Annotated in this window: 23 protein-coding genes; 16 read left to right on the top strand and 7 right to left on the bottom strand. The window is 68.4% G+C overall.

The annotated features are described in order from the left end of the window. Nucleotides 1-20: 20 nt before the first annotated feature. From ACGFH6_RS05180 to ACGFH6_RS05120, 13 genes are all read left to right on the top strand, one after another. Nucleotides 21-728, top strand: a complete 708-nt coding sequence (locus tag ACGFH6_RS05180) for an NADH-quinone oxidoreductase subunit C (RefSeq protein WP_393380625.1) — start codon at nt 21-23, stop codon at nt 726-728. After that, nucleotides 728-2,080 carry an NADH-quinone oxidoreductase subunit D gene (locus ACGFH6_RS05175; protein WP_393380624.1) on the top strand — a complete coding sequence of 451 codons (1,353 nt, stop codon included), beginning with the start codon at nt 728-730 and terminating at the stop codon, nt 2,078-2,080. The genes ACGFH6_RS05180 and ACGFH6_RS05175 overlap by 1 nt, the downstream gene beginning before the upstream one ends. Further along, complete coding sequence (nuoE, locus tag ACGFH6_RS05170) at nt 2,081-2,809, top strand: NADH-quinone oxidoreductase subunit NuoE (protein WP_393380622.1); 729 nt, start codon at nt 2,081-2,083, stop codon at nt 2,807-2,809. A 2-nt stretch (nt 2,810-2,811) separates the two neighbouring features. Further along, a complete protein-coding gene (gene nuoF, locus ACGFH6_RS05165; RefSeq protein ID WP_393380621.1) occupies nt 2,812-4,113 on the top strand; it encodes an NADH-quinone oxidoreductase subunit NuoF in 1,302 nt (433 codons plus the stop codon). Beyond that, nucleotides 4,110-6,539, top strand: a complete 2,430-nt coding sequence (locus ACGFH6_RS05160; RefSeq protein ID WP_393380619.1) for an NADH-quinone oxidoreductase subunit G — start codon at nt 4,110-4,112, stop codon at nt 6,537-6,539. The genes nuoF and ACGFH6_RS05160 overlap by 4 nt, the downstream gene beginning before the upstream one ends. Before the next feature lie 2 nt (nt 6,540-6,541). Continuing rightward, entirely contained in the window at nt 6,542-7,846 is a 1,305-nt protein-coding gene (nuoH, locus tag ACGFH6_RS05155) for an NADH-quinone oxidoreductase subunit NuoH (RefSeq protein WP_393381157.1), read from the top strand. Continuing rightward, nucleotides 7,839-8,387: an NADH-quinone oxidoreductase subunit NuoI gene (nuoI, locus tag ACGFH6_RS05150; protein ID WP_393380617.1), complete on the top strand. Its 549-nt coding sequence runs from the start codon at nt 7,839-7,841 to the stop codon at nt 8,385-8,387. Before nuoH ends, nuoI begins: the two co-directional genes overlap by 8 nt. Beyond that, the gene (locus tag ACGFH6_RS05145) at nt 8,384-9,220 is read left to right on the top strand and encodes an NADH-quinone oxidoreductase subunit J (RefSeq protein ID WP_393380616.1); all 837 of its coding nucleotides are present in this window, start codon (nt 8,384-8,386) and stop codon (nt 9,218-9,220) included. Before nuoI ends, ACGFH6_RS05145 begins: the two co-directional genes overlap by 4 nt. Before the next feature lie 73 nt (nt 9,221-9,293). After that, the gene (nuoK, locus tag ACGFH6_RS05140) at nt 9,294-9,593 is read left to right on the top strand and encodes an NADH-quinone oxidoreductase subunit NuoK (RefSeq protein WP_130384807.1); all 300 of its coding nucleotides are present in this window, start codon (nt 9,294-9,296) and stop codon (nt 9,591-9,593) included. 11 nt (nt 9,594-9,604) lie between these two features. Next, the gene (gene nuoL, locus ACGFH6_RS05135) at nt 9,605-11,476 is read left to right on the top strand and encodes an NADH-quinone oxidoreductase subunit L (RefSeq protein WP_393380614.1); all 1,872 of its coding nucleotides are present in this window, start codon (nt 9,605-9,607) and stop codon (nt 11,474-11,476) included. Then, nucleotides 11,473-12,996, top strand: a complete 1,524-nt coding sequence (locus ACGFH6_RS05130; RefSeq protein ID WP_393380612.1) for an NADH-quinone oxidoreductase subunit M — start codon at nt 11,473-11,475, stop codon at nt 12,994-12,996. Before nuoL ends, ACGFH6_RS05130 begins: the two co-directional genes overlap by 4 nt. Further along, the gene (gene nuoN / locus ACGFH6_RS05125; protein WP_393381155.1) at nt 12,996-14,582 is read left to right on the top strand and encodes an NADH-quinone oxidoreductase subunit NuoN; all 1,587 of its coding nucleotides are present in this window, start codon (nt 12,996-12,998) and stop codon (nt 14,580-14,582) included. Before ACGFH6_RS05130 ends, nuoN begins: the two co-directional genes overlap by 1 nt. Further along, the gene (locus tag ACGFH6_RS05120; RefSeq protein ID WP_393380610.1) at nt 14,579-15,601 is read left to right on the top strand and encodes a polyprenyl synthetase family protein; all 1,023 of its coding nucleotides are present in this window, start codon (nt 14,579-14,581) and stop codon (nt 15,599-15,601) included. Before nuoN ends, ACGFH6_RS05120 begins: the two co-directional genes overlap by 4 nt. Here the strand turns inward: ACGFH6_RS05120 and ACGFH6_RS05115 are convergent. Next, entirely contained in the window at nt 15,585-15,872 is a 288-nt protein-coding gene (locus ACGFH6_RS05115; RefSeq protein ID WP_393380609.1) for a hypothetical protein, read from the bottom strand. The two genes, ACGFH6_RS05120 and ACGFH6_RS05115, sit on opposite strands and share 17 nt — an antisense overlap. An 83-nt stretch (nt 15,873-15,955) precedes the next feature. Here ACGFH6_RS05115 and ACGFH6_RS05110 point away from each other — a divergent pair, with 83 nt between their 5' ends. Continuing rightward, nucleotides 15,956-16,513, top strand: a complete 558-nt coding sequence (locus ACGFH6_RS05110; RefSeq protein ID WP_393380607.1) for a hypothetical protein — start codon at nt 15,956-15,958, stop codon at nt 16,511-16,513. Here the strand turns inward: ACGFH6_RS05110 and ACGFH6_RS05105 are convergent. Genes ACGFH6_RS05105 through rarD form a run of 4 tightly spaced genes read right to left on the bottom strand, consistent with a single transcriptional unit; the run spans nt 16,500 to nt 19,908 of the window. Continuing rightward, nucleotides 16,500-16,979: a cupin domain-containing protein gene (locus ACGFH6_RS05105; RefSeq protein WP_393380606.1), complete on the bottom strand. Its 480-nt coding sequence runs from the start codon at nt 16,977-16,979 to the stop codon at nt 16,500-16,502. The two genes, ACGFH6_RS05110 and ACGFH6_RS05105, sit on opposite strands and share 14 nt — an antisense overlap. 28 nt (nt 16,980-17,007) lie before the next feature. Continuing rightward, the gene (locus ACGFH6_RS05100) at nt 17,008-18,417 is read right to left on the bottom strand and encodes an MFS transporter (RefSeq protein WP_393380604.1); all 1,410 of its coding nucleotides are present in this window, start codon (nt 18,415-18,417) and stop codon (nt 17,008-17,010) included. Between the two features lie 45 nt (nt 18,418-18,462). After that, on the bottom strand, nt 18,463-18,945 hold the full coding sequence (locus ACGFH6_RS05095) for an RrF2 family transcriptional regulator (RefSeq protein ID WP_393380602.1): 483 nt from the start codon (nt 18,943-18,945) through the stop codon (nt 18,463-18,465). 45 nt (nt 18,946-18,990) lie between these two features. Next, nucleotides 18,991-19,908, bottom strand: a complete 918-nt coding sequence (gene rarD / locus ACGFH6_RS05090; protein WP_393380601.1) for an EamA family transporter RarD — start codon at nt 19,906-19,908, stop codon at nt 18,991-18,993. 142 nt (nt 19,909-20,050) lie between these two features. On the opposite strand from rarD, the gene ACGFH6_RS05085 reads away from it, so the two are divergent. Beyond that, the gene (locus tag ACGFH6_RS05085; protein WP_393380599.1) at nt 20,051-20,803 is read left to right on the top strand and encodes a sugar phosphate isomerase/epimerase family protein; all 753 of its coding nucleotides are present in this window, start codon (nt 20,051-20,053) and stop codon (nt 20,801-20,803) included. Here ACGFH6_RS05085 and ACGFH6_RS05080 read toward each other — a convergent pair. Both ACGFH6_RS05080 and ACGFH6_RS05075 read right to left on the bottom strand, forming a co-directional pair. Next, nucleotides 20,800-22,179 carry a hypothetical protein gene (locus tag ACGFH6_RS05080; RefSeq protein WP_393380597.1) on the bottom strand — a complete coding sequence of 460 codons (1,380 nt, stop codon included), beginning with the start codon at nt 22,177-22,179 and terminating at the stop codon, nt 20,800-20,802. The genes ACGFH6_RS05085 and ACGFH6_RS05080 overlap by 4 nt on opposite strands. Further along, nucleotides 22,176-22,784 carry a SigE family RNA polymerase sigma factor gene (locus tag ACGFH6_RS05075; RefSeq protein ID WP_393380595.1) on the bottom strand — a complete coding sequence of 203 codons (609 nt, stop codon included), beginning with the start codon at nt 22,782-22,784 and terminating at the stop codon, nt 22,176-22,178. The genes ACGFH6_RS05080 and ACGFH6_RS05075 overlap by 4 nt, the downstream gene beginning before the upstream one ends. Nucleotides 22,785-22,916: 132 nt before the next feature. Here ACGFH6_RS05075 and ACGFH6_RS05070 point away from each other — a divergent pair, with 132 nt between their 5' ends. Then, a complete protein-coding gene (locus tag ACGFH6_RS05070; RefSeq protein ID WP_393380593.1) occupies nt 22,917-23,663 on the top strand; it encodes a D-Ala-D-Ala carboxypeptidase family metallohydrolase in 747 nt (248 codons plus the stop codon). Nucleotide 23,664 lies beyond the last annotated feature (1 nt).

The following is a 23,664-nucleotide window of genomic DNA, read 5'->3' as shown; positions in this document are numbered from 1 at the left end:
CGAGCGGAGCGAGGGAGCAGATGAGCGATACGCAACCCGAGAACCTTCCGGCCACCTCGGCGGCCGGGGACGCTCAGACTCCGGCGGCCGAGGTGGTGGACCAGCGGCAGGGCATGTTCGGTGTCCGCGGCACCGGTGACACCTCCGGCTTCGGCGGTCTGCGCCGCCAGGTCGCACTGCCCGGAGGTACGCCGAAGCCGTACGGCTCCTGGTTCGACGGCGCGACCGAGCGCCTGCAGGGCCTGGTCGGCGACAGCGCGATCGAGAAGGTCGTGGTCGACCGCAACGAACTGACCCTGCACATCAAGCGCGAGGACCTGGTCGAGGTCTGCCGGCACCTGCGCGACGACGAGGCGCTCCGGTTCGAGTTCTGCTCCGGCGTCAGCGGCGTGCACTACCCGAACGAGACCGGCCGCGAGCTGCACGCGGTCTACCACCTGCTGTCGATCACGCACAACCGGCGGATCCGGCTCGAGGTCTCCTGCCCGGACGCCGACCCGCACATCCCGTCGGTCGTCTCGGTCTACCCGGCCAACGACTGGCACGAGCGGGAGACCTGGGACTTCTTCGGCATCATCTTCGACGGGCACCCGGCGCTGACCAGGATCCAGATGCCGGACGACTGGCCCGGTCACCCGCAGCGCAAGGACTACCCGCTCGGCGGGATCGACGTCGAGTACAAGGGCGCGGTCATCCCGCCGCCCGACACGCGGAGGTCGTACAACTGATGACCCAGACACAATCGACACAGTCGGACCCGTACGCGACCACTCGCGACACCACCGAGGGCAAGGTCTTCACCGTCACCGGTCAGGACTGGGACTCGGTCGTCGCCGGCCTCGGTGACGAGCCCGAGGAGCGCGTCGTCGTCAACATGGGCCCGCAGCACCCGTCCACCCACGGCGTGCTCCGGCTCATCCTCGAGCTCGAGGGCGAGACGGTGACCGAGGCCCGCTGCGGCATCGGCTACCTGCACACCGGCATCGAGAAGAACATGGAGTTCCGCTCCTGGGTGCAGGGCGTCACGTTCTGCACCCGGATGGACTACCTGTCGCCGTTCTACAACGAGGCGGCCTACAGCCTCGCGGTCGAGCGGCTGCTCGGGATCGAGGACCAGATCCCGGAGAAGGCCAACGTGATGCGGGTGCTCCTGATGGAGCTCAACCGGATCTCGAGCCACCTGGTCTGCATCGCCACCGGTGGCATGGAGATCGGCGCGCTGACCGTGATGACGATCGGCTTCCGCGAGCGCGAGATGACGCTGGACCTGTTCGAGCTGATCACCGGCCTGCGGATGAACCACGCGTTCATCCGGCCGGGCGGTGTCGCCCAGGACCTGCCGCCGGGTGCGCTGGACAAGATCCGCGAGTACATCACCTGGATGAACAAGCACCTGCCCGAGTACGCCGAGCTGTGCAACGCGAACCCGATCTTCAAGGCCCGGCTGCAGAACGTCGGCTACCTGGATCTGGCCGGCTGCATGGCGCTGGGCATCTCCGGTCCGCCGGTGCGCTCGACCGGGTACGCGCTGGACCTGCGCAAGACCCAGCCGTACTGCGGTTACGAGACCTACGACTTCGACGTACCGACCTGGGACTCCTCGGACTCCTACGGGCGGTTCCGCGTCCGGCTGCAGGAGATGCACGAGTCGCTGAAGATCGTCGAGCAGTGCGCCGACCGGCTGGCCAAGATGGAGGGCGAGCCGGTGATGGTGGCCGACAAGAAGATCGGCTGGCCGAGCCAGCTGGCCGTCGGCACCGACGGGATGGGCAACTCGCTCGACCACATCAAGCACATCATGGGCGAGTCGATGGAAGCGCTGATCCATCACTTCAAGCTGGTCACCGAGGGCTTCCGGGTGCCGGCCGGCCAGGCCTACGTGGCGCTGGAGTCGCCGCGCGGCGAACTGGGCTGCCACCTGGTCTCCGACGGCGGTACCAAGCCGTACCGGGCGCACTTCCGTGACCCGTCCTTCGCAAACCTGCAGGCGATGCCGATCATGTGCGAGGGCGCACAGGTCGCCGACGTGATCGTCGCCGTCGCCAGCCTTGACCCGGTGATGGGTGGAGTGGACCGATAGATGGCCGAGAACCACGCGACTGCGACCGACGTCCCGGTGCCGTACAGCACCGGTGACTCGAAGATCACCGACACCACGATCGCGGAGATGCGCGAGCTGGCCGCCCGGTACCCGGTCGGCCGGTCCGCGCTGCTGCCGATGCTGCACCTGGTGCAGTCGGTCGAGGGCCGGGTCACCCCGGAGGGCATCGAGGCGTGCGCCGAGATCCTCGGGCTGACCGGTGCCGAGGTGTCCGCGGTGGCGACCTTCTACACGATGTACAAGCGCCGCCCGGTCGGTGACTACCACGTCGGGGTCTGCACCAACACGCTGTGCGCCGTCATGGGCGGCGACGTGATCTTCGACCGGCTCAAGCAGCACCTCGACGTCGGCAACGACGAGACCACCGAGGACGGCAAGATCACCCTCGAGCACCTGGAGTGCAACGCCGCCTGCGACTACGCGCCGGTGATGATGGTGAACTGGGAGTTCTTCGACGACATGACGCCGGAGTCGGCCACCCAGCTGGTCGACAACCTGCGTGAGGGCAACGAAGTGAAGTCCCCGCGCGGCGCGACGATCTGCACCTGGAAGGAAGCCGAGCGCGTGCTGGCCGGCTTCCCCGACGGCCGCGCCGACGAGGGCCCGACCGGCGGCAAGGCGACCTTGGCCGGCCTCCGCCTGGCCCGCGAACGCAACTGGACCGCCCCTGGTGGTACGCAGGGTGCCGACACCCAGAAGGAGGGCTGACCATGCTGACCCCGGTACTGTCCGACAACTGGGACCAGATCCGTTCCTGGCAACTGGCGTCGTACCAGCGGTCCGGCGGGTACGACGCTCTGCGCACGGCGCTGCGGATGCAGCCGGCCGACGTGGTGAACGCCGTCAAGGACTCCGGACTGCGCGGCCGTGGTGGCGCGGGCTTCCCGACCGGGATGAAGTGGTCGTTCATCCCGCAGGACAACCCGAAGCCGAAGTACCTGGTGGTGAACGCGGACGAGTCCGAGCCGGGCACCTGCAAGGACATCCCGCTGATGCTCGCCTCGCCGCACACGCTGGTCGAGGGCGTCGTCATCGCGTCCTACGCGATCCGCGCGTCGGTCGCGTTCATCTATGTCCGCGGTGAGGTGCTGCACGTCGTCCGCCGGTTGCAGCAGGCGGTCGCCGAGGCCAAGGAAGCCGGCTTCATCGGCACCGACATCCTCGGCACCGGCTACGACCTGGACGTGATCGTGCACGCCGGCGCCGGCGCCTACATCTGCGGCGAGGAGACGGCGCTGCTCGACTCGCTGGAAGGTCGTCGTGGTCAACCTCGGCTGCGTCCCCCCTTCCCGGCCGTGGCCGGTCTGTACGGAAGCCCCACTGTCATCAACAACGTCGAGTCGATCGCATCGGTTCCCGCCATCATCAAGAACGGCGCCGACTGGTTCTCCTCGATGGGCACCGAGAAGTCCAAGGGCATGACGCTGTACTCGCTGTCCGGGCACGTCACCCGCCCGGGTCAGTACGAGGCGCCGATGGGCATCACGCTGCGGCAACTGATCGACCTGGCCGGCGGGGTCCGGGAGGGTCACGAGCTGAAGTTCTGGACGCCGGGTGGTTCGTCCACGCCGCTGCTGACCGCTGAGCACCTCGACATCCCGCTGGACTACGAGGGCGTCGGCGCGGCCGGCTCGATGCTCGGCACCAAGGCGCTGCAGATCTTCGACGAGACGACCTGCGTGGTGCGCTCGGTGCTGCGCTGGACCGAGTTCTACAAGCACGAGTCCTGCGGCAAGTGCACGCCGTGCCGCGAGGGCACCTGGTGGCTGGTGCAGATCCTCGAGCGGCTGGAGCACGGCAAGGGCAGCAAGGACGACCTGGCCACGCTGCTCGACCTGTGCGAGAACATCACCGGCCGGGCGTTCTGCGCGCTGGCCGATGGTGCGACCGCGCCGATCACCAGCTCGATCCAGCACTTCAAGGACGAGTACCTGGCGCACTTCGAGAACGGCGGCTGCCCGTTCGACCCGATGGCAAGCACAGTCTTCGCTACCGCTGGAGCAAGCGCATGACGATCCAAGCGAACCCACCGGCCGGGTCGGAGGTGGAGCGGACCGATCTGATCACCGTCACCATCGACGACATCGAGGTGAAGGTTCCCAAGAACACCCTGCTGATCCGGGCGGCGGAGCAGATCGGGATCCAGATCCCGCGGTTCTGCGACCACCCGCTGCTCGACCCGGTCGGCGCCTGCCGCCAGTGCCTGGTCGAGATCACCGACGCCGGCAACGGCCGCGGGATGCCGAAGCCGCAGGCCTCCTGCACGATCACCGTCGCCGACGGCATGGTGGTCCGCACCCAGGTGAGCTCGCCGGTGGCGAACAAGGCGCAGCACGGGAACATGGAGTTCCTGCTGATCAACCACCCGCTGGACTGCCCGGTCTGCGACAAGGGCGGCGAGTGCCCGCTGCAGAACCAGGCGATGAGCAACGGGTACGGCGAGTCGCGGTTCCACGAGATCAAGCGGACCTACCCCAAGCCGATCAACATCTCGGCCGAGGTGCTGCTGGACCGCGAGCGCTGCGTGCTGTGTGCGCGCTGCACCCGGTTCTCCGAGCAGATCGCCGGTGACCCGTTCATCGCGCTGGTCGAGCGCGGCGCGCTGCAGCAGGTCGGCATCTACGAGAATGAGCCGTTCGAGAGCTACTTCTCCGGCAACACCATCCAGATCTGCCCGGTGGGTGCGCTGACCAGCGCGGCGTACCGGTTCCGGTCCCGCCCGTTCGACCTCGTGTCGGTGCCGTCGGTGGCCGAGCACGACTCGTCCGGTGCGGCGATCCGGGTCGACTTCCGGCGCGGCAAGGTGATGCGCCGGCTGGCCGGCGACGACCCCCAGGTCAACGAGGAGTGGATCTCCGACAAGGACCGGTTCGCGTTCAACTACGCCACCACCGGTGACCGGCTGACCCACCCGATGATCCGCGAGGACGGCGAGCTGCGGCCGGCGTCCTGGCCGGAGGCGCTGACCTTCGCGGGCGAGAAGCTGACGGCGGCCCGCGGCAACGCGGCGGTGCTGACCGGTGGCCGGCTGACCCTCGAGGACTCCTACGCGTACTCGAAGTTCGCGCGCGTCGTCCTCGGCACGAACGACATCGACTTCCGGTCCCGGCCGCACTCGGCGGAGGAAGTGGACTTCCTCGCCGCGGCGGTCGCCGGCACCGGCCTCGGTACGACGTTCTCCGACCTGGAGAAGGCCGGATCGGTGCTGCTCGTCGGGTTCGAGCCCGAGGAGGAAGCGCCGGCCGTGTTCCTGCGGCTGCGCAAGGGCGTCCGGGCGCATGGCACCAAGGTCTTCAGCGTGGCGGCGTACGCGTCCCGCGGAGTCGAGAAGCTCGACGGCGTGGTCGTCCAGGCATCGCCCGGCACGGAGGCCGCTCTGCTGGCCGACCTCGGCAGTGCCGGCGAGGCCGGAGCCGCTGCGCGGGCCGCGCTGGGTTCCGACTCGATCATCATCGTGGGCGAGCGGCTCGCGAGCGTTCCGGGTGGCTACTCGACCGCACTGCGGCTGGCGCTCGACAGCGGTGCGCAGCTGGCCTGGATCCCGCGGCGTGCGGGTGACCGGGCTGCCCTCGAGGCCGGTTGCCTCCCGGGCCTGCTGCCCGGTGGCCGGCTGGTGACCGACCCGCAGGCGCGGGTCGACCTGCAGGCCGCGTGGGGTGTGGACAGCCTGCCGTCGACCGTCGGCAAGGACCTGACCGAGATCCTCGCGGCAGCGGGATCGCTGGACGCGCTGGTGGTCGCGGGTGTCGAGATCGACGACCTGCCGGACCCGGCCGCGGCGCTGGCCGCGCTGGAGGCGGCGCCGTTCGTGGTCAGCTTCGAGGTCCGCAAGTCGCAGGTGACCGAGTACGCCGACGTCGTCTTCCCGGTGGTTCCGCCGGCGGAGAAGGACGGCACCTTCGTCAACTGGGAGGGCCGCGAGCGGTCGTTCCCGGTGGTGCTGAAGGTCGCGGCCGCGATGCCCGACGTACGGGCGCTGGCGGCGCTGGCGCAGGAGATGGACCGGTCGCTCGGGTTCAGCACTCCGGCCGGCGCGAAGAAGGAGTACGACGAGCTCGGCCGCTGGGACGGTGACCGCGCGCAGGAGCCGACGTACCAGGCCGGTCCGTCGCTCGGCGCGTTCGACTCCACCCGGCTCGCGACCTGGCGGATGCTGATCGACGACAGCCGCGCGAACGACGGTGAGCCGCATCTGACGGCCACCGCCCGTACTCCGGTCGCCCGGATCTCGCTGACCACGGCGCACCGGGTCGGTGTCGCCGACGGTGACGAACTGGTGGTGAGCACGGACGCCGGGTCGATCCGGCTGCCGGTGGTGATCACTCCGATGCCCGACAACGTGGTCTGGCTGCCGACCAACTCGGCCGACTCCCATGTACGCCGGTCGCTGCACGCAGACCATGGCTCGATCGTGACGATCGCCGGAGGGAACGCATGACTATGATCCCGCTCGCGACACCGGATGCGGGCGTCGGCCACGATCCCTGGTGGGTCGTCGGCCTCAAGGTGCTGCTGGTCTTTGTCTTCCTGATCGTGCTGACGCTGTTCAACATCTGGTGGGAGCGCCGGGTGGTGGCCCGGATGCAGCACCGGATCGGGCCGAACGTGCACGGCCCGCAGGGCCTGCTGCAGTCGCTCGCCGACGGTATGAAGCTGATGTTCAAGGAAGACCTGATGCCGAAGGGCGTGGACAGGTTCGTCTACGTCGCGGCCCCGGTGATCGTGTCGATCCCGGCCTTCCTGACCTTCGCGGTGATCCCGTTCGGGCCGACGGTGAAGATCCCGTTCACCGACATCTACACCCGGCTGCAGATCACCGACCTGCCGGTCTCGGTGCTGTACGTGATGGCGGTCGCCTCGATCGGCATCTACGGCATCGTGCTCGGCGGCTGGTCGTCCAACTCGACGTACTCGCTGCTCGGTGGCCTGCGGTCCAGCGCGCAGATGATCTCCTACGAGGTCGGCATGGGCCTCGCACTGGTGACGGTGTTCCTGTTCGCCGGGTCGATGTCCACCTCGGAGATCGTCGCGGCGCAGGGCTCGCACCAGTCGGTCAGCCTGTTCGGCGCGGACATCCCGATCCCGGGCTGGTACGCGTTCCTGCTGTTCCCGTCGTTCGTGATCTACGTGATCTCGATGATCGGCGAGACGAACCGCGCGCCGTTCGACCTGCCGGAGGCCGAGGGTGAGTTGGTGGCCGGCTTCCTGACCGAGTACTCCTCGATGAAGTACGCGATGTTCTTCCTGGCCGAGTACATCAACATGGCGACCGTGTCGGCGCTGGCCACCACGCTGTTCCTGGGCGGCTGGCGGGCACCGTGGCCGATCTCGATCTGGGACGGCGCGAACTCCGGCTTCTGGCCGGTGCTGTGGTTCGTCGGCAAGATGATGTGCTTCATCTTCTTCTACATCTGGCTGCGCGGAACGCTGCCGCGGCTGCGCTACGACCAGTTCATGAAGCTGGGCTGGAAGATCCTGATCCCGGTGTCGCTGGGCTGGATCCTGCTGGTCGCCACCGTCCGCGCGGTCGGACGGGAGGCGTCCACGCCGCGCACCTGGCTGCTGGTCGCGGCCGGTATCGCCGTACTGCTGGCGCTGATCTCGCTGGCAGTCCCGCAGAAGCCCAAGACCGACAAGACCGAGGACGACGACGGCAAGGACTTCGACGCCTTCGCCGGCGGGTTCCCGGTGCCACCACCGCTCGTCAAGACTCCGAGCCGAAGCGAGGAAGCCCACCGTGGCTAGTGTCAAAGAGTCCCTCTGGGACCCGGTAGCCGGGTTCGGGGTCACCTTCCGGACGATGTTCCGCAAGGTGTTCACCGAGCAGTACCCGTTCGAGAAGAAGCCGACCGCGCCACGCTTCCACGGCCGGCACCAGCTGAACCGGTGGCCGGACGGCCTGGAGAAGTGCATCGGCTGTGAGCTGTGCGCCTGGGCCTGCCCGGCGGATGCGATCTACGTCGAGGGCGCGGACAACACCGACGGTGGCCGGTTCTCCCCGGGCGAGCGGTACGGGCGGGTGTACCAGATCAACTACCTGCGCTGCATCCTGTGCGGGCTGTGCATCGAGGCCTGCCCGACCCGGGCGCTCACGATGACCAACGAGTACGAGTTGGCCGACCGCACCCGCGAGTCCCTCATCTACGAGAAGAAGGACCTGCTGGCGCCGATGCTGCCGGGCATGCAGGAGCCGCCGCACGACATGCAACTCGGCGCGACCGAGAAGGACTACTACCTCGGTCTGACCGGTTCCGTCGTACCCGCCGAGGGTGGTGACACGAAATGATCGGCATGGTCACCGGCGGGCAGTTCGCGTTCTGGATGCTTGCTCCGGTCATGGTCCTGGCCGCGATCGCGATGGTGCTGGTGCGCAAGGCGGTGCACTCCGCGCTGCTGCTGGCGACGGTGATGATCTGTCTGGCCGTCCAGTACGCCGCCCAGGACGCGCCGTTCCTGTTCGCGGTGCAGATCATCGTCTACACCGGCGCGATCCTGATGCTGTTCCTGTTCGTGCTGATGCTGGTCGGTGTGGACGCGTCCGACTCCCTGGTCGAGACGATCCGCGGCCAGCGGCTGCTGGCCGGGCTGGCGTTCCTCGGCTTCGCGGTCCTGCTGATCGCGGCCGTCGGCAACGCGATGTACGGCAACCCGGTCGGGCTGGCCAACGCGCAGCCGGACGGCAACCCGAAGGGCATCGCGCAACTGCTGTTCGGCAAGTACGTGTTCGCCTTCGAGGTCACCTCGGCGCTGCTGATCACCGCGGCCCTGGGCGCGATGATGCTGGCGCACCGCGAGCGGCTGACCAAGAAGCGGACCCAGCGCGACCACGCCGAGGAGCGGATCCGCAAGTACGCCGAGCAGGGGATCCACCCGGGTCCGCTGCCGACTCCCGGCGTACTGGCGCGGCACAACGCTGTCGACACGCCGGCGCTGCTGCCCGACGGGTCGATCGCACCGACCTCGGTTTCGCGCGTGCTCCAGGCACGTGGCACCGTGTTCCCCGAAGCCGACGAGCGGGCGGACATCGACGAGGTCCTCGACCGCGACGCAGGCGACGAGGTCCGGCCCGAACTCGAAGGCACGGACCTGTCCGGATATGGCGAGGAGGACAAACTGTGAGCGAGCGGAGCGAGCGAACAATCCAGCGCAGCACGCTCTCGGCCTGTGCGCCCGGAGCGAAGCGAGGACGCGCATGACGACCGAGCCGTACATCGTGCTCGCGGCGATCCTGTTCAGCATCGGTGCGCTGGGTGTGCTGGTGCGCCGCAACGCCATCGTCGTCTTCATGTGCGTCGAGCTGATGCTGAACGCGACCAACCTCGCGTTCGTCAGCTTCGCCCGCCAGCACGGCAACCTCGACGGCCAGATCGCCGCCTTCTTCGTGATGGTGGTGGCCGCGGCCGAGGTCGTCATCGGGCTGGCGATCATCATGGCCATCTTCCGCACCCGTCGCTCGGCCTCGGTCGACGACGCCAACCTGCTCAAGTACTGAGGTAAGCACCGATGAGTCATGAGCTGACGTGGCTGCTGGTCGCGGTCCCGGCCGTGTCCGCGGCGATCCTGCTGCTGGGTGGCAAGGCCACCAACGCATGGGGTCACCTGCTGGGCACGCTGGCACCGCTGATCTCCTTCGCCTTCGGCGTCGTGCTGTTCGTCCAGATGCAGGGCAAACCCAGCGACGACCGGTCCGAGACGGTCCGGCTGTTCGAGTGGTTCTCTGTCGGCAACATCAAGGTGGAGTTCAGCCTGCTGATCGACCCGCTGTCGATCCTGTTCGTGCTGCTGATCACCGGTGTGGGTTCGCTGATCCACATCTACTCGATCGGCTACATGGAGCACGACGCGCGCAGGCGCCGGTTCTTCGGCTACCTGAACCTGTTCATCGCGTCGATGCTGCTGCTGGTCCTCGCGGCCGACTACCTGGTGGTGTTCGTCGGCTGGGAGGGCGTCGGCCTGGCGTCGTACCTGCTGATCGGGTTCTGGCAGTACAAGAACTCGGCCGCGGTCGCCGCGAAGAAGGCGTTCGTGGTGAACCGGGTCGGTGACATCGGGCTGTCGCTCGCGGTGATGAGCATGTGGGCGCTGTTCGGCTCCTCGGCCTTCGCCACGGTGAACGCCGGTGCGGACAAGCTGTCGAGCACCTGGGCCACGCTGCTCGGCCTGATGCTGCTGCTGGCGGCCTGCGGCAAGTCCGCACAGGTGCCGCTGCAGTCCTGGCTGCTGGACGCGATGGAGGGGCCGACCCCGGTGTCGGCCCTCATTCACGCTGCGACCATGGTCACCGCGGGCGTCTACCTGGTGGTCCGCTCGAGCGCGATCTACGAGGTCACCGACGCCGCGTCCACCGCGGTGGTGGTCGTCGGCACGGTGACCGTGCTGACCGGTGCGATCATCGGCTGCGCCAAGGACGACATCAAGAAGGCGCTGGCCGGTTCGACGATGAGCCAGATCGGCTACATGATGCTCGCCGCCGGCCTCGGTCCGGTGGGTTACGTCTTCGCGATCTTCCACCTGCTCACGCACGGCTTCTTCAAGGCCGACATGTTCCTCGGTGCCGGTTCGGTGATGCACGGCATGAACGACGACGTGAACATGCGTCGTTACGGCGCCCTGCGGAAGTACATGAGGGTCACCTACGTGACGTTCGCCTTCGGCTACCTGGCGATCCTGGGCATCCCGCCGTTCTCCGGCTTCTTCAGCAAGGACCACATCATCGAGGTCGCCTTCGCGGAGAACACCCTGGTCGGTCTGTGCGCGCTGCTCGGCGCCGGGATCACCGCGTTCTACATGACCCGGCTGATGATGATGACCTTCTTCGGTGAGAAGCGCTGGGAGAAGGATGTCCACCCGCACGAGTCGCCGAACGTGATGACAGGTCCGCTGATCATCCTGGCGATCCTCTCGCTGGTCGGCGGTGCGCTCTACTTCGTCCAGCATTGGATCGTCACCTGGCTGGAGCCGGTGACCGGGTTCGAGGAGGCGCATCCCCCGCTGAGCCAGTGGGCGATGACGGCGCTCATCCTCGCGGTCGTGATCGTCGGCGCCGCCATCGGTGTCGTCCTGTTCCGCCGGGACATCCCGCGCGAGGCGCCGGTCCGGGTCTCGCCGGTCACCACCCTCGCGCGCCGTGACCTGTACGGCGACGCACTGAACGAGGCGGTCCTGATGCGCCCGGGCCAGTACCTCACCCGGACGCTGGTCTGGTTCGACAACCGCGGTGTGGACGGCCTGGTGAACGGGCTGGCCGCACTGTTCGGTGGATTGTCCGGCCGGCTCCGCCGGTTCCAGACGGGCTTCGTCCGTTCGTACGCACTCAGCATGGTCTTCGGCGCCGCACTCGTGGTCGTCGCCCTCCTCGCGGTGAGGTTGTCGTGAACATCGGTTGGTTGACCCTGTTACTGCTCCTGCCGTTCGTAGGGGCGATAGTGACGATGCTCGTGCCCAGGGCCCAGGCGCTGCTGGCCAAGCAGGTCGCGCTCGGCTTCTCCCTCGTCACGCTGGTGCTGACCGCGATCATCACGATCGGCTACAACCGCAACGGCCCCGAGGACTACGCCGAGACGTACACCTGGATCAAGGCCTTCGGCGCGCACTATGCGCTCGGCCTCGACGGGGTGAGCGTCGTCCTGCTGGTGCTGACCGCGCTGCTGACGCCGGTCGTGCTGATCGCTTCCTGGAACGACGCGCAGAACGGCCGCTGGTCGGAGAAGTCCTTCTTCGCCTGGGTCCTCGGCCTGGAGGCACTGTCGATCGGCGTGTTCGCCGCCACCGACGTGTTCCTCTTCTACGTGCTGTTCGAGGCGACGCTGATCCCGATGTACTTCCTGATCGGTGGCTTCGGCGGTCCCCAGCGCTCGTACGCCGCGGTGAAGTTCCTGCTGTACTCGCTGCTCGGCGGTCTGCTGATGCTGGCGTCGGTGGTCGGTCTGTACGTCGTCTCGGCGAAGCAGGGCGCCCCGTCGTACCTGCTGTCCGACATGATGAAGCTCGACATGAGCCAGAACACCGAGCGCTGGCTGTTCCTCGGCTTCATGTTCGCGTTCGCGGTGAAGGCACCGATGGTCCCGTTCCACACCTGGCTGCCGGACGCCGCCGGTGAGGCGACGCCGGGTACGTCGGTCCTGCTGGTCGGCATCCTGGACAAGATCGGCACCTTCGGGATGCTCCGGTACTGCCTGGGCGTGTTCCCGAACGCGTCCGAGTGGGCCACCCCGGTCGTCCTGGTGCTGGCGCTGATCTCGGTCCTGTACGGCGCTCTGCTGGCGATCGGGCAGACCGACATCAAGCGGCTGATCGCGTACACCTCGATCTCGCACTTCGGCTTCATCGTGATGGGCATCTTCGCGCTGACGTCGCAGGGCCTGACCGGGTCGACGCTGTACATGTTCAACCACGGTCTCTCCACCGCCGCGCTGTTCCTGGTCGCCGGGTACCTGATCTCCCGGCGCGGATCGGCCAGGATCGCCGACTACGGCGGGGTGGAGAAGGTGGCACCGGTACTGGCCGGGACGTTCCTGTTCGCCGGCCTGTCCAGCCTGGCGCTGCCCGGTATGTCGCCGTTCATCTCCGAGTTCATGGTGCTGGCCGGGACGTTCAGCCGGCACAAGGTGATCGCGGTGATCGCGGTGGTCGGTATCGTGCTGGCCGCGCTGTACATCCTGCTCATGTACCAACGCCTGATGACCGGGCCGGTCCGCGACGGGATCGAGAAGCTCAAGGACCTGAACGTGCGTGAGGTGCTCGCGATCGCTCCGCTGATGGTGCTGATCGTCGGCCTCGGGATCTACCCGAAGCCGGTGGTCGACATCATCAAGCCGGCGGTGGAGTCGACCATGCAGCACGTCGGTGTGACCGACAAGGCACCGCAGATCCCCGTGACGGAGGGACAGAAGTGATCGCGCACATCCTGCCGCTGGCGGACTTCACCGCGCCGAAGATCGAGTACGGCGAGCTGTCGCCGCTGCTCGTGGTCTTCGGTGCGGCGTGTGTCGGCGTCCTGGCGGAGGCGTTCCTGCCTCGCCCGCTGCGGCACCTGGTGCAGTTGACGATCACGGTGGTCGCCGTCATCGTCTCCGGTGTCCTGACCGGCTTCCTGATGAACGACAACAAGGAGCTGATCGCCGCGCAGGGTGCGATCTCGGTCGACGGCCCGGCGCTGTTCACCTGGCTGATCCTGCTGGCGCTGACGCTGATCAGCGTGCTGCTGTTCGCCGAGCGGTCGGTCGACGGTGGGCTGTCCGCGTTCGCCGGCCAGGCGGCCGCCGTACCGGGGTCCGAGGCCGAGCGGGAGGGCACCGCGGCCAAGGTCGAGCACACCGAGATCTTCCCGCTGACGCTGTTCGCGGTCGGCGGCATGATGCTGTTCGCGTCGGCCAACGACCTGCTGGTGCTGTTCGTCGCGCTCGAGGTGTTCTCGCTGCCGCTGTACCTGCTCTGCGGCCTGGCGCGTCGTCGCCGGCTGATCTCGCAGGAAGCCGCGATGAAGTACTTCCTGCTCGGTGCGTTCTCCTCGGCGTTCCTGCTGTTCGGCATCGCGCTGCTCTACGGGTACGCCGGCACGATGTCGCTGGGCGGGATCTCGGACGCGCTGTCCACCCAGACCGGTGGTGACTCGATCCTGCTGGCCGGCACCGGCCTGGTGGCTGTCGGCATGCTGTTCAAGGTCGGCGCCGTACCGTTCCACTCCTGGACCCCGGATGTGTACCAGGGCGCCCCGACCCCGGTCACCGGGTTCATGGCGGCCTGCACCAAGATCGCCGCGTTCATCGGACTGATGCGGGTCTTCTACGTGGCACTCGGCGGCACCCGCTGGGACTGGGCTCCGATGATGTGGATCGTCGCGATCCTGACCATGGTGGTCGGTTCGGTCGTGGCCATCACCCAGACCGACGTGAAGCGGATGCTGGCCTACTCCTCGATCGCGCACGCAGGCTTCCTGCTGACCGCGTTCGTCGGGCTGTCCCAGGTCGGGAACGGCGTACACAACGGGATCACCTCGACCCAGGCGGTGCTGTTCTACCTGGTCTCCTACGGCTTCCCGACCGTCGGCGCGTTCGCCGTGGTCACGCTGGTGCGGGACGCGGGCGGCGAGGCCACTCACCTGTCCCGGTGGGCCGGACTGGGCAAGAAGTCGCCGCTGCTGGCCGGCATCTTCGCCTTCTTCCTGCTCTCCTTCGCCGGCATCCCGCTGACCGCGGGCTTCACTGGCAAGTGGGCGGTCTTCAGCGCGGCCTGGACCGGTGGCGCGTGGCCGCTGGTGGTCGTCGCCGTACTGTCCAGCCTGGTCGCCGCGTTCTTCTACGTCCGCGTGATCGTGCTGATGTTCTTCTCCGACCTTCCGGCCGACGCGCCGGACGTGGCGTTGCCCGGCTGGCAGACCACGAGTGCGGTCGCGCTCGGTCTCGCCGCCACGGTGGTCCTCGGCCTGGTTCCCGGGCCGCTGCTCGACCTGGCGGCGCGAGCGGGTGAGTTCATCCGGTGAGTCCGTCCCCGCTGCCGGCCGAGAGCCTGGGATTCGCGTTCGCCGACGAGGCGCTCGAGTCCCGGGTTCGCGACGGCCTGGAGTCGGTCGAGCGGGAACTGCACGACGCGACCCAGTCCGAGGCGCCGTTCGTGACGGCGGCCGCGCAGCACGTCATGGTTGCCGGCGGCAAGCGGTTCCGGCCGCTGCTGGTGCTGCTGGCCGCCGAGTTCGGTCCGTCGCCCGCCGCCCCTGAGGTGATCAAGTCGGCGGCCGTGGTCGAGCTGACCCACGTCGCGACCCTGCACCACGACGACGTGATGGACGAGGCCGCGCTCCGGCGTGGTTCGTCCACCGCGAACGCACGGTGGGACAACTCGGTCGCGATCCTGTCCGGCGACTGGCTGTTCGCCCGGGCGTCGGACCTGGTCGCCGATCTCGGCCCGGAGGCGGTCCGGATCCAGGCCCGCACCTTCGGCCGGCTGGTGGAAGGCCAGATCCGCGAGACTCTCGGGGTCGGCGAGGGCCAGGACCCGCTGGCGCACTACCTCTCGGTGGTCGCCGACAAAACTGGCTCGCTGATCGCGACCTCGGCGCTGTTCGGAGCCCGGTACGCCGGTGCGTCCGAGGAGGTCCAGGAATCGCTGCGGGCCTTCGGCGAGGAGATCGGCGTCGCCTTCCAGTTGGCCGACGACATCCTCGACATCGCCTCGGAGTCCGACCAGTCGGGCAAGACGCCAGGCACCGACCTCCGCGAAGGCGTGCCGACGCTGCCGGTGCTGATCTTCCGCGCGCAGGCCGACCCCGCGCAGCCCGACGACGCTCGCCTGCTCGAGCTGCTCGACTCCGATCTTTCCGACGACGCCCGGCTGACCGAGACCCTCGAGCTGCTGCAGGCGCACCCGGCGTTCCGCCAGGCCGAGGACGACGTACGCCGTCGCGCGGCCGACGCCCGCAAGCTCCTCGCCGACCTCCCCGAAGGGCCGGCCCGCGAGGCTCTCGATTCCCTCTGCGACCTGGTCGTCACCCGCTCCGTCTGAACAGCGCTCGCAGTCCGCGGGGTCGGGCGTGCAGCTGCTGACTCATGGCGGCGAGGGCTGCCCAGCGCTCGTCCTCGGTCGACTGAAGCGCTGGCGGCAGCTGCGTCTCCGGTAGCCGTCGGGCGCAGGGCCGAGCCTTGCCCTCGAGGTGCTCGATCGCGGCCAGCATCACCGCCAGCTTGGCGGCACGGTCGGCGAGTTCGGGCTCGCCGAGCCGCCACAGTTCCCGGGCGATCGAGATGGGAGGGATGTGGATCACGAAGCTTCCCATCCGCCGATGATGCCGCAGCCAGGGCGAAAGCGAATTGAAAGCGCTGCGTGGTCCTCTGTCGGTCAGAGACCCGGGAGGTGCTGGTGGACACAGTCGAGCAGGTGGAGCGGCCGTGGGTGCTGCGGCGGTGGCCCGCGGTGGCAGGCGCCGCGATGGCGGCGTTCGCGGGGTGGTGGATGGAGACCGGTGCCGACGTGGCGCCGATCGTGACGGCGTCGGGTTTCGTATACCTGGGATCCGCGGCCTTGCAACGCCGAAAGGCCGCCTGGCCAGTGTTCGCCGTCAGCTTCGTGGCAGTCGGCCTGGGATGGTTCGTCGAGGGCGTCAACGCCACCTGGGTCATGCTGGTCCTAGCCGCCGTACTGGCCGTGTACGGCGTGATCCGCGGCGCCCTCCGCCCGCCCTGGGGCCTGCCCTTGCAGGCGGCAGCTCTGGTAGTGCTGGCCACCGCTGCCCTCATAGCGGTACAGGCGAACCAAACCGTCGCCGGACTCCTCGTAGCCGCCGGACTCCTCGTCCACGCCGGCTGGGACACCTACCACCACCGCACCCACCGAGTAGTCGCCCTCTCCATGTCCGAATTCTGCGCCGTCCTCGACACCCTCCTCGCCCTAGCCGTCCTCTACCTCACCTTCCGCTGACGCGGCCGTTCCAGGTGGGGCTTTCGATGTAGTGGTTGTCGTAGAGGTTGCTGGTCTTGGCGAGGTCGGATGCAGCGGTTTCGCCGCGGTAGACGCGTTCGAGGAGGCGGTAGTAGTCGAAGCGCGGCTTCGCGTGGGTGAGGACAAAGAAGACCTCGGTGTCCTCGTCGCCGGCCGCCTCGAAGGCGTGTGGGGTGTTCGGCGGTACGACGAGGACGTCGCCCTTGGCCAGGGTGATGAGGTCGTCGCCGAGCAGGACACGCAGGCTGCCGGTGAGGACGAAGAACAATTCTGACGCCTCCTTGTGCTGGTGCGGGGGAGCGCTGTCCTTGCCGGGCCTGAGGAGCGAACGGTGGCTGGTCAGGTGACCGCCGGTGTCGGTGACGTCGGCGAACAGGGTGACTCCGGCGGCGGGCAGGACCTCGGCCTCGGCGGCGCGGACCAGGACGGGCTTGGTGGTGCTCATGACGGTTTCTCCTTCGGTGGTTGGGAAATCAGTTGCTGACGGCATCGACCAGGACCGGCGTCCGGCGCTGGCCGGTGAGCGCGATCGCGGCGGTGGCGACGACCCCGGCCGCGGTGAGCAGGACAGCGAGCCGGAGCCCGTGGGTGGTGGCGGTGCGCAACGACTCGCCGGTCAGGCCGGCCGTGCCGCGGTTGGCGATCGCAACGAGGATCGCGAGACCGACCGCGTTCCCGATCTGCTGACCGGTCGACGCCATCCCCGAGCCGATGCCCTGGTGTTCCGCGGCGACGCCGGTGGACGCGGCGGCGTACATGGTGCTGAACGCGCTGCCCTGGCCGAAGCTGAGGATCAACAGTGCCGGGACGAGGACGCCGTACGACGCATTGCTGGACAGGACCAGGCCGAGGAGTGCGACGCCGACCGCGGACACGGAGAGGCTGACCGCGAGGGTCAGATGGAGGCCGAACCGGGTCGCCAGCCGTCCGCCCAGGTTGGAGCCGACGAAGATCGCCAGCATCGGGAGGAGGTACGCCAGGCCCGTCTCCAGCGCGTTGTAGCCCAGGACATCTTGGAAATAGACGGTCTCGAAGTACAGCAGCGTTCCGAGCGTCGCGGCGAACAGCAGGATCACGGTGACGCCGTTGCGGAGGTTGCGAACGCGCAGCAATCCCAATGGCAGCAGGGGATCCGGCGACCGGAGCTCAATCAGGACGAACGCTGCCAGCAGTACGACGCCGGCCACAGCGGCGGCCACGCTGACGCTGTCCCACCCAGTCGCAGGCCCCTGCACCAACGCGAACACAACCGCGGTGATCCCCGCCGTCGCCGTCACCGCACCAGGTACGTCGAACCTGCGGCGACCGCGATCCGTCCCGTCGACGGGGAGCAGGATCAGCGCCGCCACCACACCGATCGCGGCGAGCGGGACGTTGACGAAGAAGATCGCCGCCCAGCCGAACGACTGGGTCAGGACCCCACCCAGCAGCGAGCCGAGCGCCATCCCGCTGCCGCCGGCCGCGCCCCAGATCGAGAACGCCCGGTTGCGTTCCCGGCCCTCCGCGAACAGCGTGCCGATCAGGGACAGCGTGGCGGGCGCGAGGACGGCACCGCCGAGTCCCTGCACGGCCCGGGCGCCGACCAGCAGGCCCGGCCCGGTCGCGAAACCTCCGGCCAGCGACGAGGCGCCGTACAGGACGAGACCGGCAGTGAACATCCGGCGGCGGCCGAGCAGGTCGGACATCCGGCCGCCCAGCAGGAGGAACCCGCCGAAGGCGACGGCGTACCCGCTCACCACCCACTGCAGGTTGTGGGCGGCGAAGCCGAGGTCGCGGCCGATGTCCGGGACGGCGACGTACACGATGGTGTAGTCGATCGAGATGATCAGTTGGGCGAACGCGAGCAGGGACAGGATCAGTGGCTTATTCAGGATATCCAACATCCAGAATCAACTCCTGGGTCTGGACGGAGAAGTGGTGGGCGAAGTTCAGGACTTGAGGTTGGCGAACCGGTTCCGGGTGCTGGCGGGAGCGTCCGGAGACGTGCTCACCACCCGCTCGGCGATGTCCGCGATGGTCTGGCCGGCCAGCGTCCGGCGATAGGCCAGCTCCGCGGTGCGCATCGCCTGGGAGACCACGCAGACCTTGGTGTAGTCGGCCTTCGGGTCGGCGCCCGGGCCCTGTTTCAGGATCTGCGTGCAGCGGAACGCGTCGTCCGGCCCGTCGATCGCGACGACGATGTCGAGCAGGGTGATCTTGTGCGGGTCGCGGGCCAGCTGGAAGCCGCCCTTCGGCCCGGAGACCGAGGTGAGGATGCCGGCCCGGGTGAGCGCCTGGAGCTGTTTGTTCAGGTACGCCGTGGGAAGGCTGTAGAAGGCGGCGAGTCGCTTGGCGGTGACCGCCTCACCGGGCAGCCAGCTGAGATTCACGCAGCTGTGCATCGCCCATTCGACGCCCTCGTTCATCTTCATAACCTGGATACTAAATGTCCTGAATCCCGGTCGTCAAGCGAATGATCACACCGCGGAGGCGGTGACCGCGGCGCGCTCGATCGCGATCGTCCGGCGCCGCCGGTTCATGCTGTCGAGGGTGAAGATCACCAGTGCCAGCCAGACCAGCCCGAACCCGGCCCACCGCATCGGCGACATCTCTTCATGGAACACCAGTACGCCGCAGATGAACTGCATGATCGGCGCGATGTAGTTCAGCAGGCCCAGCGTGGTCATCGAGACCCTGGTCGCGGACGCCCCGAAGAGCAGCAGCGGTACGGCGGTGATCGGCCCGGTCAGCAGAACCAGCGTGAGATAGCCGGCGCCGTGATGCGTGACCGTCGACTGGCCTTGCGCCCCGAGTACGACGATCGCCACGAGTGCGAGCGGTGCCACGGTCGCGGACTCGACCGCCATGCCCTCGATCGCGCCGGCGCCGGCCTGCTTCTTCGTCAGCCCGTAGAACCCGAACGAGAAGGTGAGAATGATCGCTACCCACGGTGGCCGGCCGTTCTCGATCGTCAGCCCGGCGACGGCGACGAAGGCGACCGCGAGCGCGACCCACTGCAGCGACCGCAACCGCTCCTTCAGCACGACGACGCCGAGCAGCACGGTGAACAGCGGGGTGATGAAGTACCCGAGCGACGTCTCCACGACCCGGCCGTGGTTCACCGCCCAGATGTAGGTGCCCCAGTTGGCCGAGATGAGGAACGCGGCCGCGATCAGAGGCCACCGGCGCCGCGGCTCTCGCAGCAACGCCTTCACGTGGCCGAACTTCCGCAGTACGACGACCAGGATCGCGATCGTCACGAGCGACCACAGCACCCGGTGGGCCAGCAGCTCGATCGCGCCGGAGTGGTCCAGCAGCTTCCAGTAGAGCGGGAACAGACCCCAGATCAGGTAGGCGGCGAACCCGTAGATGAACCCTCTGCGCTGCTCTGGCACGCCGTCAGACTATGCCCACGCGACAGTCGCATCCAATTGCTTTGCTCATGACGTGAGACGGATTGCCGTCCAGCGCCCGTCGTCCCCGGAGCGCCGCTGGTGCGATGCGGTTGGATAGAGGGGTGGACACGAGGAGGCACGCGTGGGTGTGAGGACCGGTCTGGTCTCGGTGACGTTCCGCCAGTTGCCGGCCGACGAGGTGGTGGAGCTGGCAGCGAAGGCCGGACTCGGCGCGATCGAGTGGGGTGGTGACGTGCACGTCCCGCTCGGCAATCTGGTCACCGCCAAGCGGGTGCGGGCGCTGTGCGAGGTCCACGGGTTGGGGATCGCGGCGTACGGCTCCTACCTGCGGGCGGGGAGCATCGACCGGGAGGAGATGCGCTCCGCGGTCGCGACCGCCGAGGCCCTCGGCGCGCCCCGGATCCGCGTCTGGGCCGGCAACGTCGGTACGGCGCAAGCGGGCGTAGGGGACCGGATGGCGGTGACCCGCGGGCTGGCCGAGCTGGCCGATGTGGCGGCGTCGTCCGGGATCGAGATCGCGATGGAGTTCCACCGCAACACGCTCACCGACGAGGTCGACTCCACCATCACGCTGCTGCTCGACGTCGGGGCTCCCAACCTCAAGACGTACTGGCAGCCGCCCGTCGACCTGGACGACGCCCAGTGTCTCGACCAGCTCGAAGCCCTGATGCCGTGGCTGACCACTGTCCACGTCTTCTCCTGGTGGCCGTCGAACACCCGGCTCCCGCTGGCCGGCCGTGAGTCGCTCTGGCGCCCGGTCCTGGACCGCCTCGCCGCCGAGCCCCGCGAGATCAACGCTCTCCTCGAATTCGTCGCCGACGACTCCCCGGAGCAGCTGGCCAAGGACGCCGCCGACCTGCACGCCTGGGTCTAACTCAGGGGCAGGTAGAGAGCGATCACGAGCTTGCCGCCGGTGGGGCGACCCGAGCTGATCCGGTAATTGACAGTCTTCGGCGTGGGCTGCGCGTCCTCGGTCGCCCAGCCGAAGCCGCTCGACGCGGGCGGCCCGTCCTGGTCTGCGGTCACTCCGCGCCAGCGAGTGGTCACCCCGGGGCCGAGATTCGTGTTGCCGTACGCCCAGAGGAACCGTTGCCCGACCGGCGTCGTGAGCTCCACTTTGCCGCTGGAGGCCGGGACGACCACCGATCGGACGAACCGGTACCGGGTGCCGTCGACCTCCTTCTCCCGGTCCAGGTCGATCCCGTTCGTGGTGACCTGCGGGCCCGGGTCGTAGATCGCCACCCCGATTCTTGCCTTCGGCACCGACATCGGCCGGCCGAACTTGTCCACCAGGCGTGCCGTCACCTGCACGCGCTGACCCGCTGGCACGGCCAGCTGGATGTGCTGACTCGTGTCGAGCTGGGACTGGTCGCCGGCTCCGGGGTACCCGTTCACCGAGCTCCCGTCACTGAGCCGCACCTGGATCCGGTACTCGACGTTGTCCTGTACCACATAGTCGCCCGGAGTCCCGAGCGTCTGCACGACAACGGACCGGCTGTGGGCAATGAAGCTGGTGCCGACCTGCATGTCGCCACGGTCGCCGATCGTCGCGGCGAGACGGGTCTGCGGACCGACCTGCTGGCGGAACCGCAGGCCGTCGCGCACGTAGTCGCCCGGCTGGCTCGGTCCCCACTGCGCCGAGGGGTTGTAGGTCTGGTCGGAGTAGATCCCCACCGCGAGCTGCTGCTGTGGATCCTGGACCGGGCGCCCGTTGAGGTCGACCAGGTCGAGCGTGACCTTGGCCGGCTGACCGATCGGGGCGTCGGCCCAGAGTGCACTCTCGCTCGGTACGCCGTTCTTGTACGGCGACAGGTCCTTCATGCAGGGGACGCTGTCGACTGTGAAGCCGTTGACGCGAACCCAGATCATCGCCTCGGAGTCCGTCCGGCACATCCCGACGAACTTGAGCGCCTTGGACATCGGCGTCCAGTCGAACTCGACCCGGTTCTGGCCGACCGTGCCCGCCCAGCCCTTCATCAGCGGTCCGTCATCGAACTCGCCGGGTACCGAGAAGCCGTTCTGGACGTACGGCGCCGGCTCGGCCGGGTCGGGGGACGAGTTCGTGAGCGTGCCGGGCAGGATCGTCGCGACCAGTGCGACGGCCGCGACGGCCGCCCCCGCGGCGGTGAGGACGCGGCGCCGGCGGGTGTGGCGGATCTTGGTGCGGACGCCCGGGAGCAGGTCGGCCGGGTGGTCGTCGACGGTGGCGGCGCGCGCGGTCAGTTCGTCGCGCAGGTTCTGAAGGTTCATCGCGGAGTCTCCTGATCGGCGATGGCGCCGTCGGCAGGTGCACCTTCGGCGGGCCCACCTTCGACTGGTGCACCGTCGGAGCGGGTGCCGGAGGCGAGCGCTGGATCGAGGCGGAGTTTGGCGAGGGCCTTGGCGGTCTGGCTCTTCACGGTGCCGACACTGCTGCCCATCAGCCGGGCGGTCTCCGCCTCGGTGAGGTCTTCGTAGAACCGCAGTACGACGACGGCGCGCTGGCGGCGGGGGAGCCGGCCGATCGCGTCCCAGAGGTCGAGCCGGTCCTCGCCGGCCGGAGCAGGGGAGTCCGGCAGCTTCTCTGTCGGGATCTCTCCGGTCCAGCGGCGTCGCCACCAGGACGAGTACGTGGTGACGAGGATTCGGCGTACGTAGGGCTCGGGGTCGTCGGCGCGGATCCGGGACCAGTGGAACCAGGCCTTGGCCAGGGCGGTCTGGACGAGGTCCTCGGCGAGCGCGTGATCGCGCGTCAGCAGGTACGCCGTACGCAGGAGGGCCGGGGACCGCGCCGCGACGAACGCGTCGAACGTGTCCACGGTCGGCACCGCCACCCCCCTCTCCCGCGCGGTCAACGCGCCGTTCTCGATGCTCACATCCTCTCGACCGGGTGGGTCGGACGGATGGTTGCCTTCTCGTCGGAAAGTTTCGCTGAGCACTGGCCAAGCGGTGGATGATGACGGGATGCTGGGCCGGGACAGGTTCCTTCACCGCCCCGGAGGTGTCCGATGTCCATCACCCGACCGTTGCCGCGGCTGATCGCCGTACTGCTGCTGTTCGCGGCGACGCTCACGACCAGTCAGGTCGTGACCGCGACCAAGGCGCACGCTGATGGTTGTTACACGTGGGGCCGCACGCTCAGCCAGGGCATGAACGGCGAGGACGTGCGGCAGTTGCAGATCAGGGTCGCCGGATATCCCGGGTACGGCGGTCACCTCGCCGTCGACGGGGACTTCGGGCCGGCCACCAAGGCCGCGGTGCAGCGGTTCCAGTCGGCGTACGGGCTGGGGTCGGACGGGGTGGCCGGGCCGGCGACGTTCAGCAAGATCTATGCGCTGCAGGACGACGACTGCACGCCGATCCATTTCGCGTACACCGAACTCGACGACGGGTGCGGCGGCTCCGGCTGGGACGGCGGACCGCTGTCCGCGGCGGCGACCAAGGCCAACGCGTTGCAGACCATGTGGCAGTTGGAGGCAATGCGGCACGCGCTCGGCGACCAGCCGCTGAACATCTCCAGCGGGTTCCGGAGCATCCCGTGCAACAACTCGGTCGGTGGCGCGAGCAACAGCCAGCACCTGTACGGCCGGTCCGCCGACCTGACCGGAGTCCACTCCTTCTGCACCCTCGCCAAACAAGCCCGCAACCACGGCTTCGGCGGCATCTTCGGCCCCGGCTACCCCGGCCACAACGACCACACCCACGTAGACATCCGCACCGGCAACGTCTGGGACGCCCCCAACTGCGGGATCTAGG

The organism is Kribbella sp. NPDC049227, assembly GCF_043197265.1.
GTDB lineage: Bacteria > Actinomycetota > Actinomycetes > Propionibacteriales > Kribbellaceae > Kribbella.
Note: the sequence above shows the minus strand (reverse complement) of the source record. Positions and strands in the feature narration are given on the sequence as shown.

Excerpts from the sequence above, each read along its gene's own strand:
- ACGFH6_RS05180 (WP_393380625.1), top strand. The coding sequence starts at position 21 with ATGAGCGATACGCAACCCGAGAACCTTCCGGCCACCTCGGCGGCCGGG.
- ACGFH6_RS05175 (WP_393380624.1), top strand. The coding sequence starts at position 728 with ATGACCCAGACACAATCGACACAGTCGGACCCGTACGCGACCACTCGC.
- nuoE (WP_393380622.1), top strand. The coding sequence starts at position 2,081 with ATGGCCGAGAACCACGCGACTGCGACCGACGTCCCGGTGCCGTACAGC.
- nuoF (WP_393380621.1), top strand. The coding sequence starts at position 2,812 with ATGCTGACCCCGGTACTGTCCGACAACTGGGACCAGATCCGTTCCTGG.
- ACGFH6_RS05160 (WP_393380619.1), top strand. The coding sequence starts at position 4,110 with ATGACGATCCAAGCGAACCCACCGGCCGGGTCGGAGGTGGAGCGGACC.
- nuoH (WP_393381157.1), top strand. The coding sequence starts at position 6,542 with ATGATCCCGCTCGCGACACCGGATGCGGGCGTCGGCCACGATCCCTGG.
- ACGFH6_RS05145 (WP_393380616.1), top strand. The coding sequence starts at position 8,384 with ATGATCGGCATGGTCACCGGCGGGCAGTTCGCGTTCTGGATGCTTGCT.
- nuoK (WP_130384807.1), top strand. The coding sequence starts at position 9,294 with ATGACGACCGAGCCGTACATCGTGCTCGCGGCGATCCTGTTCAGCATC.
- nuoL (WP_393380614.1), top strand. The coding sequence starts at position 9,605 with ATGAGTCATGAGCTGACGTGGCTGCTGGTCGCGGTCCCGGCCGTGTCC.
- ACGFH6_RS05115 (WP_393380609.1), bottom strand. The coding sequence starts at position 15,872 with ATGGGAAGCTTCGTGATCCACATCCCTCCCATCTCGATCGCCCGGGAA.
- ACGFH6_RS05105 (WP_393380606.1), bottom strand. The coding sequence starts at position 16,979 with ATGAGCACCACCAAGCCCGTCCTGGTCCGCGCCGCCGAGGCCGAGGTC.
- ACGFH6_RS05100 (WP_393380604.1), bottom strand. The coding sequence starts at position 18,417 with ATGTTGGATATCCTGAATAAGCCACTGATCCTGTCCCTGCTCGCGTTC.
- ACGFH6_RS05095 (WP_393380602.1), bottom strand. The coding sequence starts at position 18,945 with ATGAAGATGAACGAGGGCGTCGAATGGGCGATGCACAGCTGCGTGAAT.
- ACGFH6_RS05080 (WP_393380597.1), bottom strand. The coding sequence starts at position 22,179 with ATGAACCTTCAGAACCTGCGCGACGAACTGACCGCGCGCGCCGCCACC.
- ACGFH6_RS05070 (WP_393380593.1), top strand. The coding sequence starts at position 22,917 with ATGTCCATCACCCGACCGTTGCCGCGGCTGATCGCCGTACTGCTGCTG.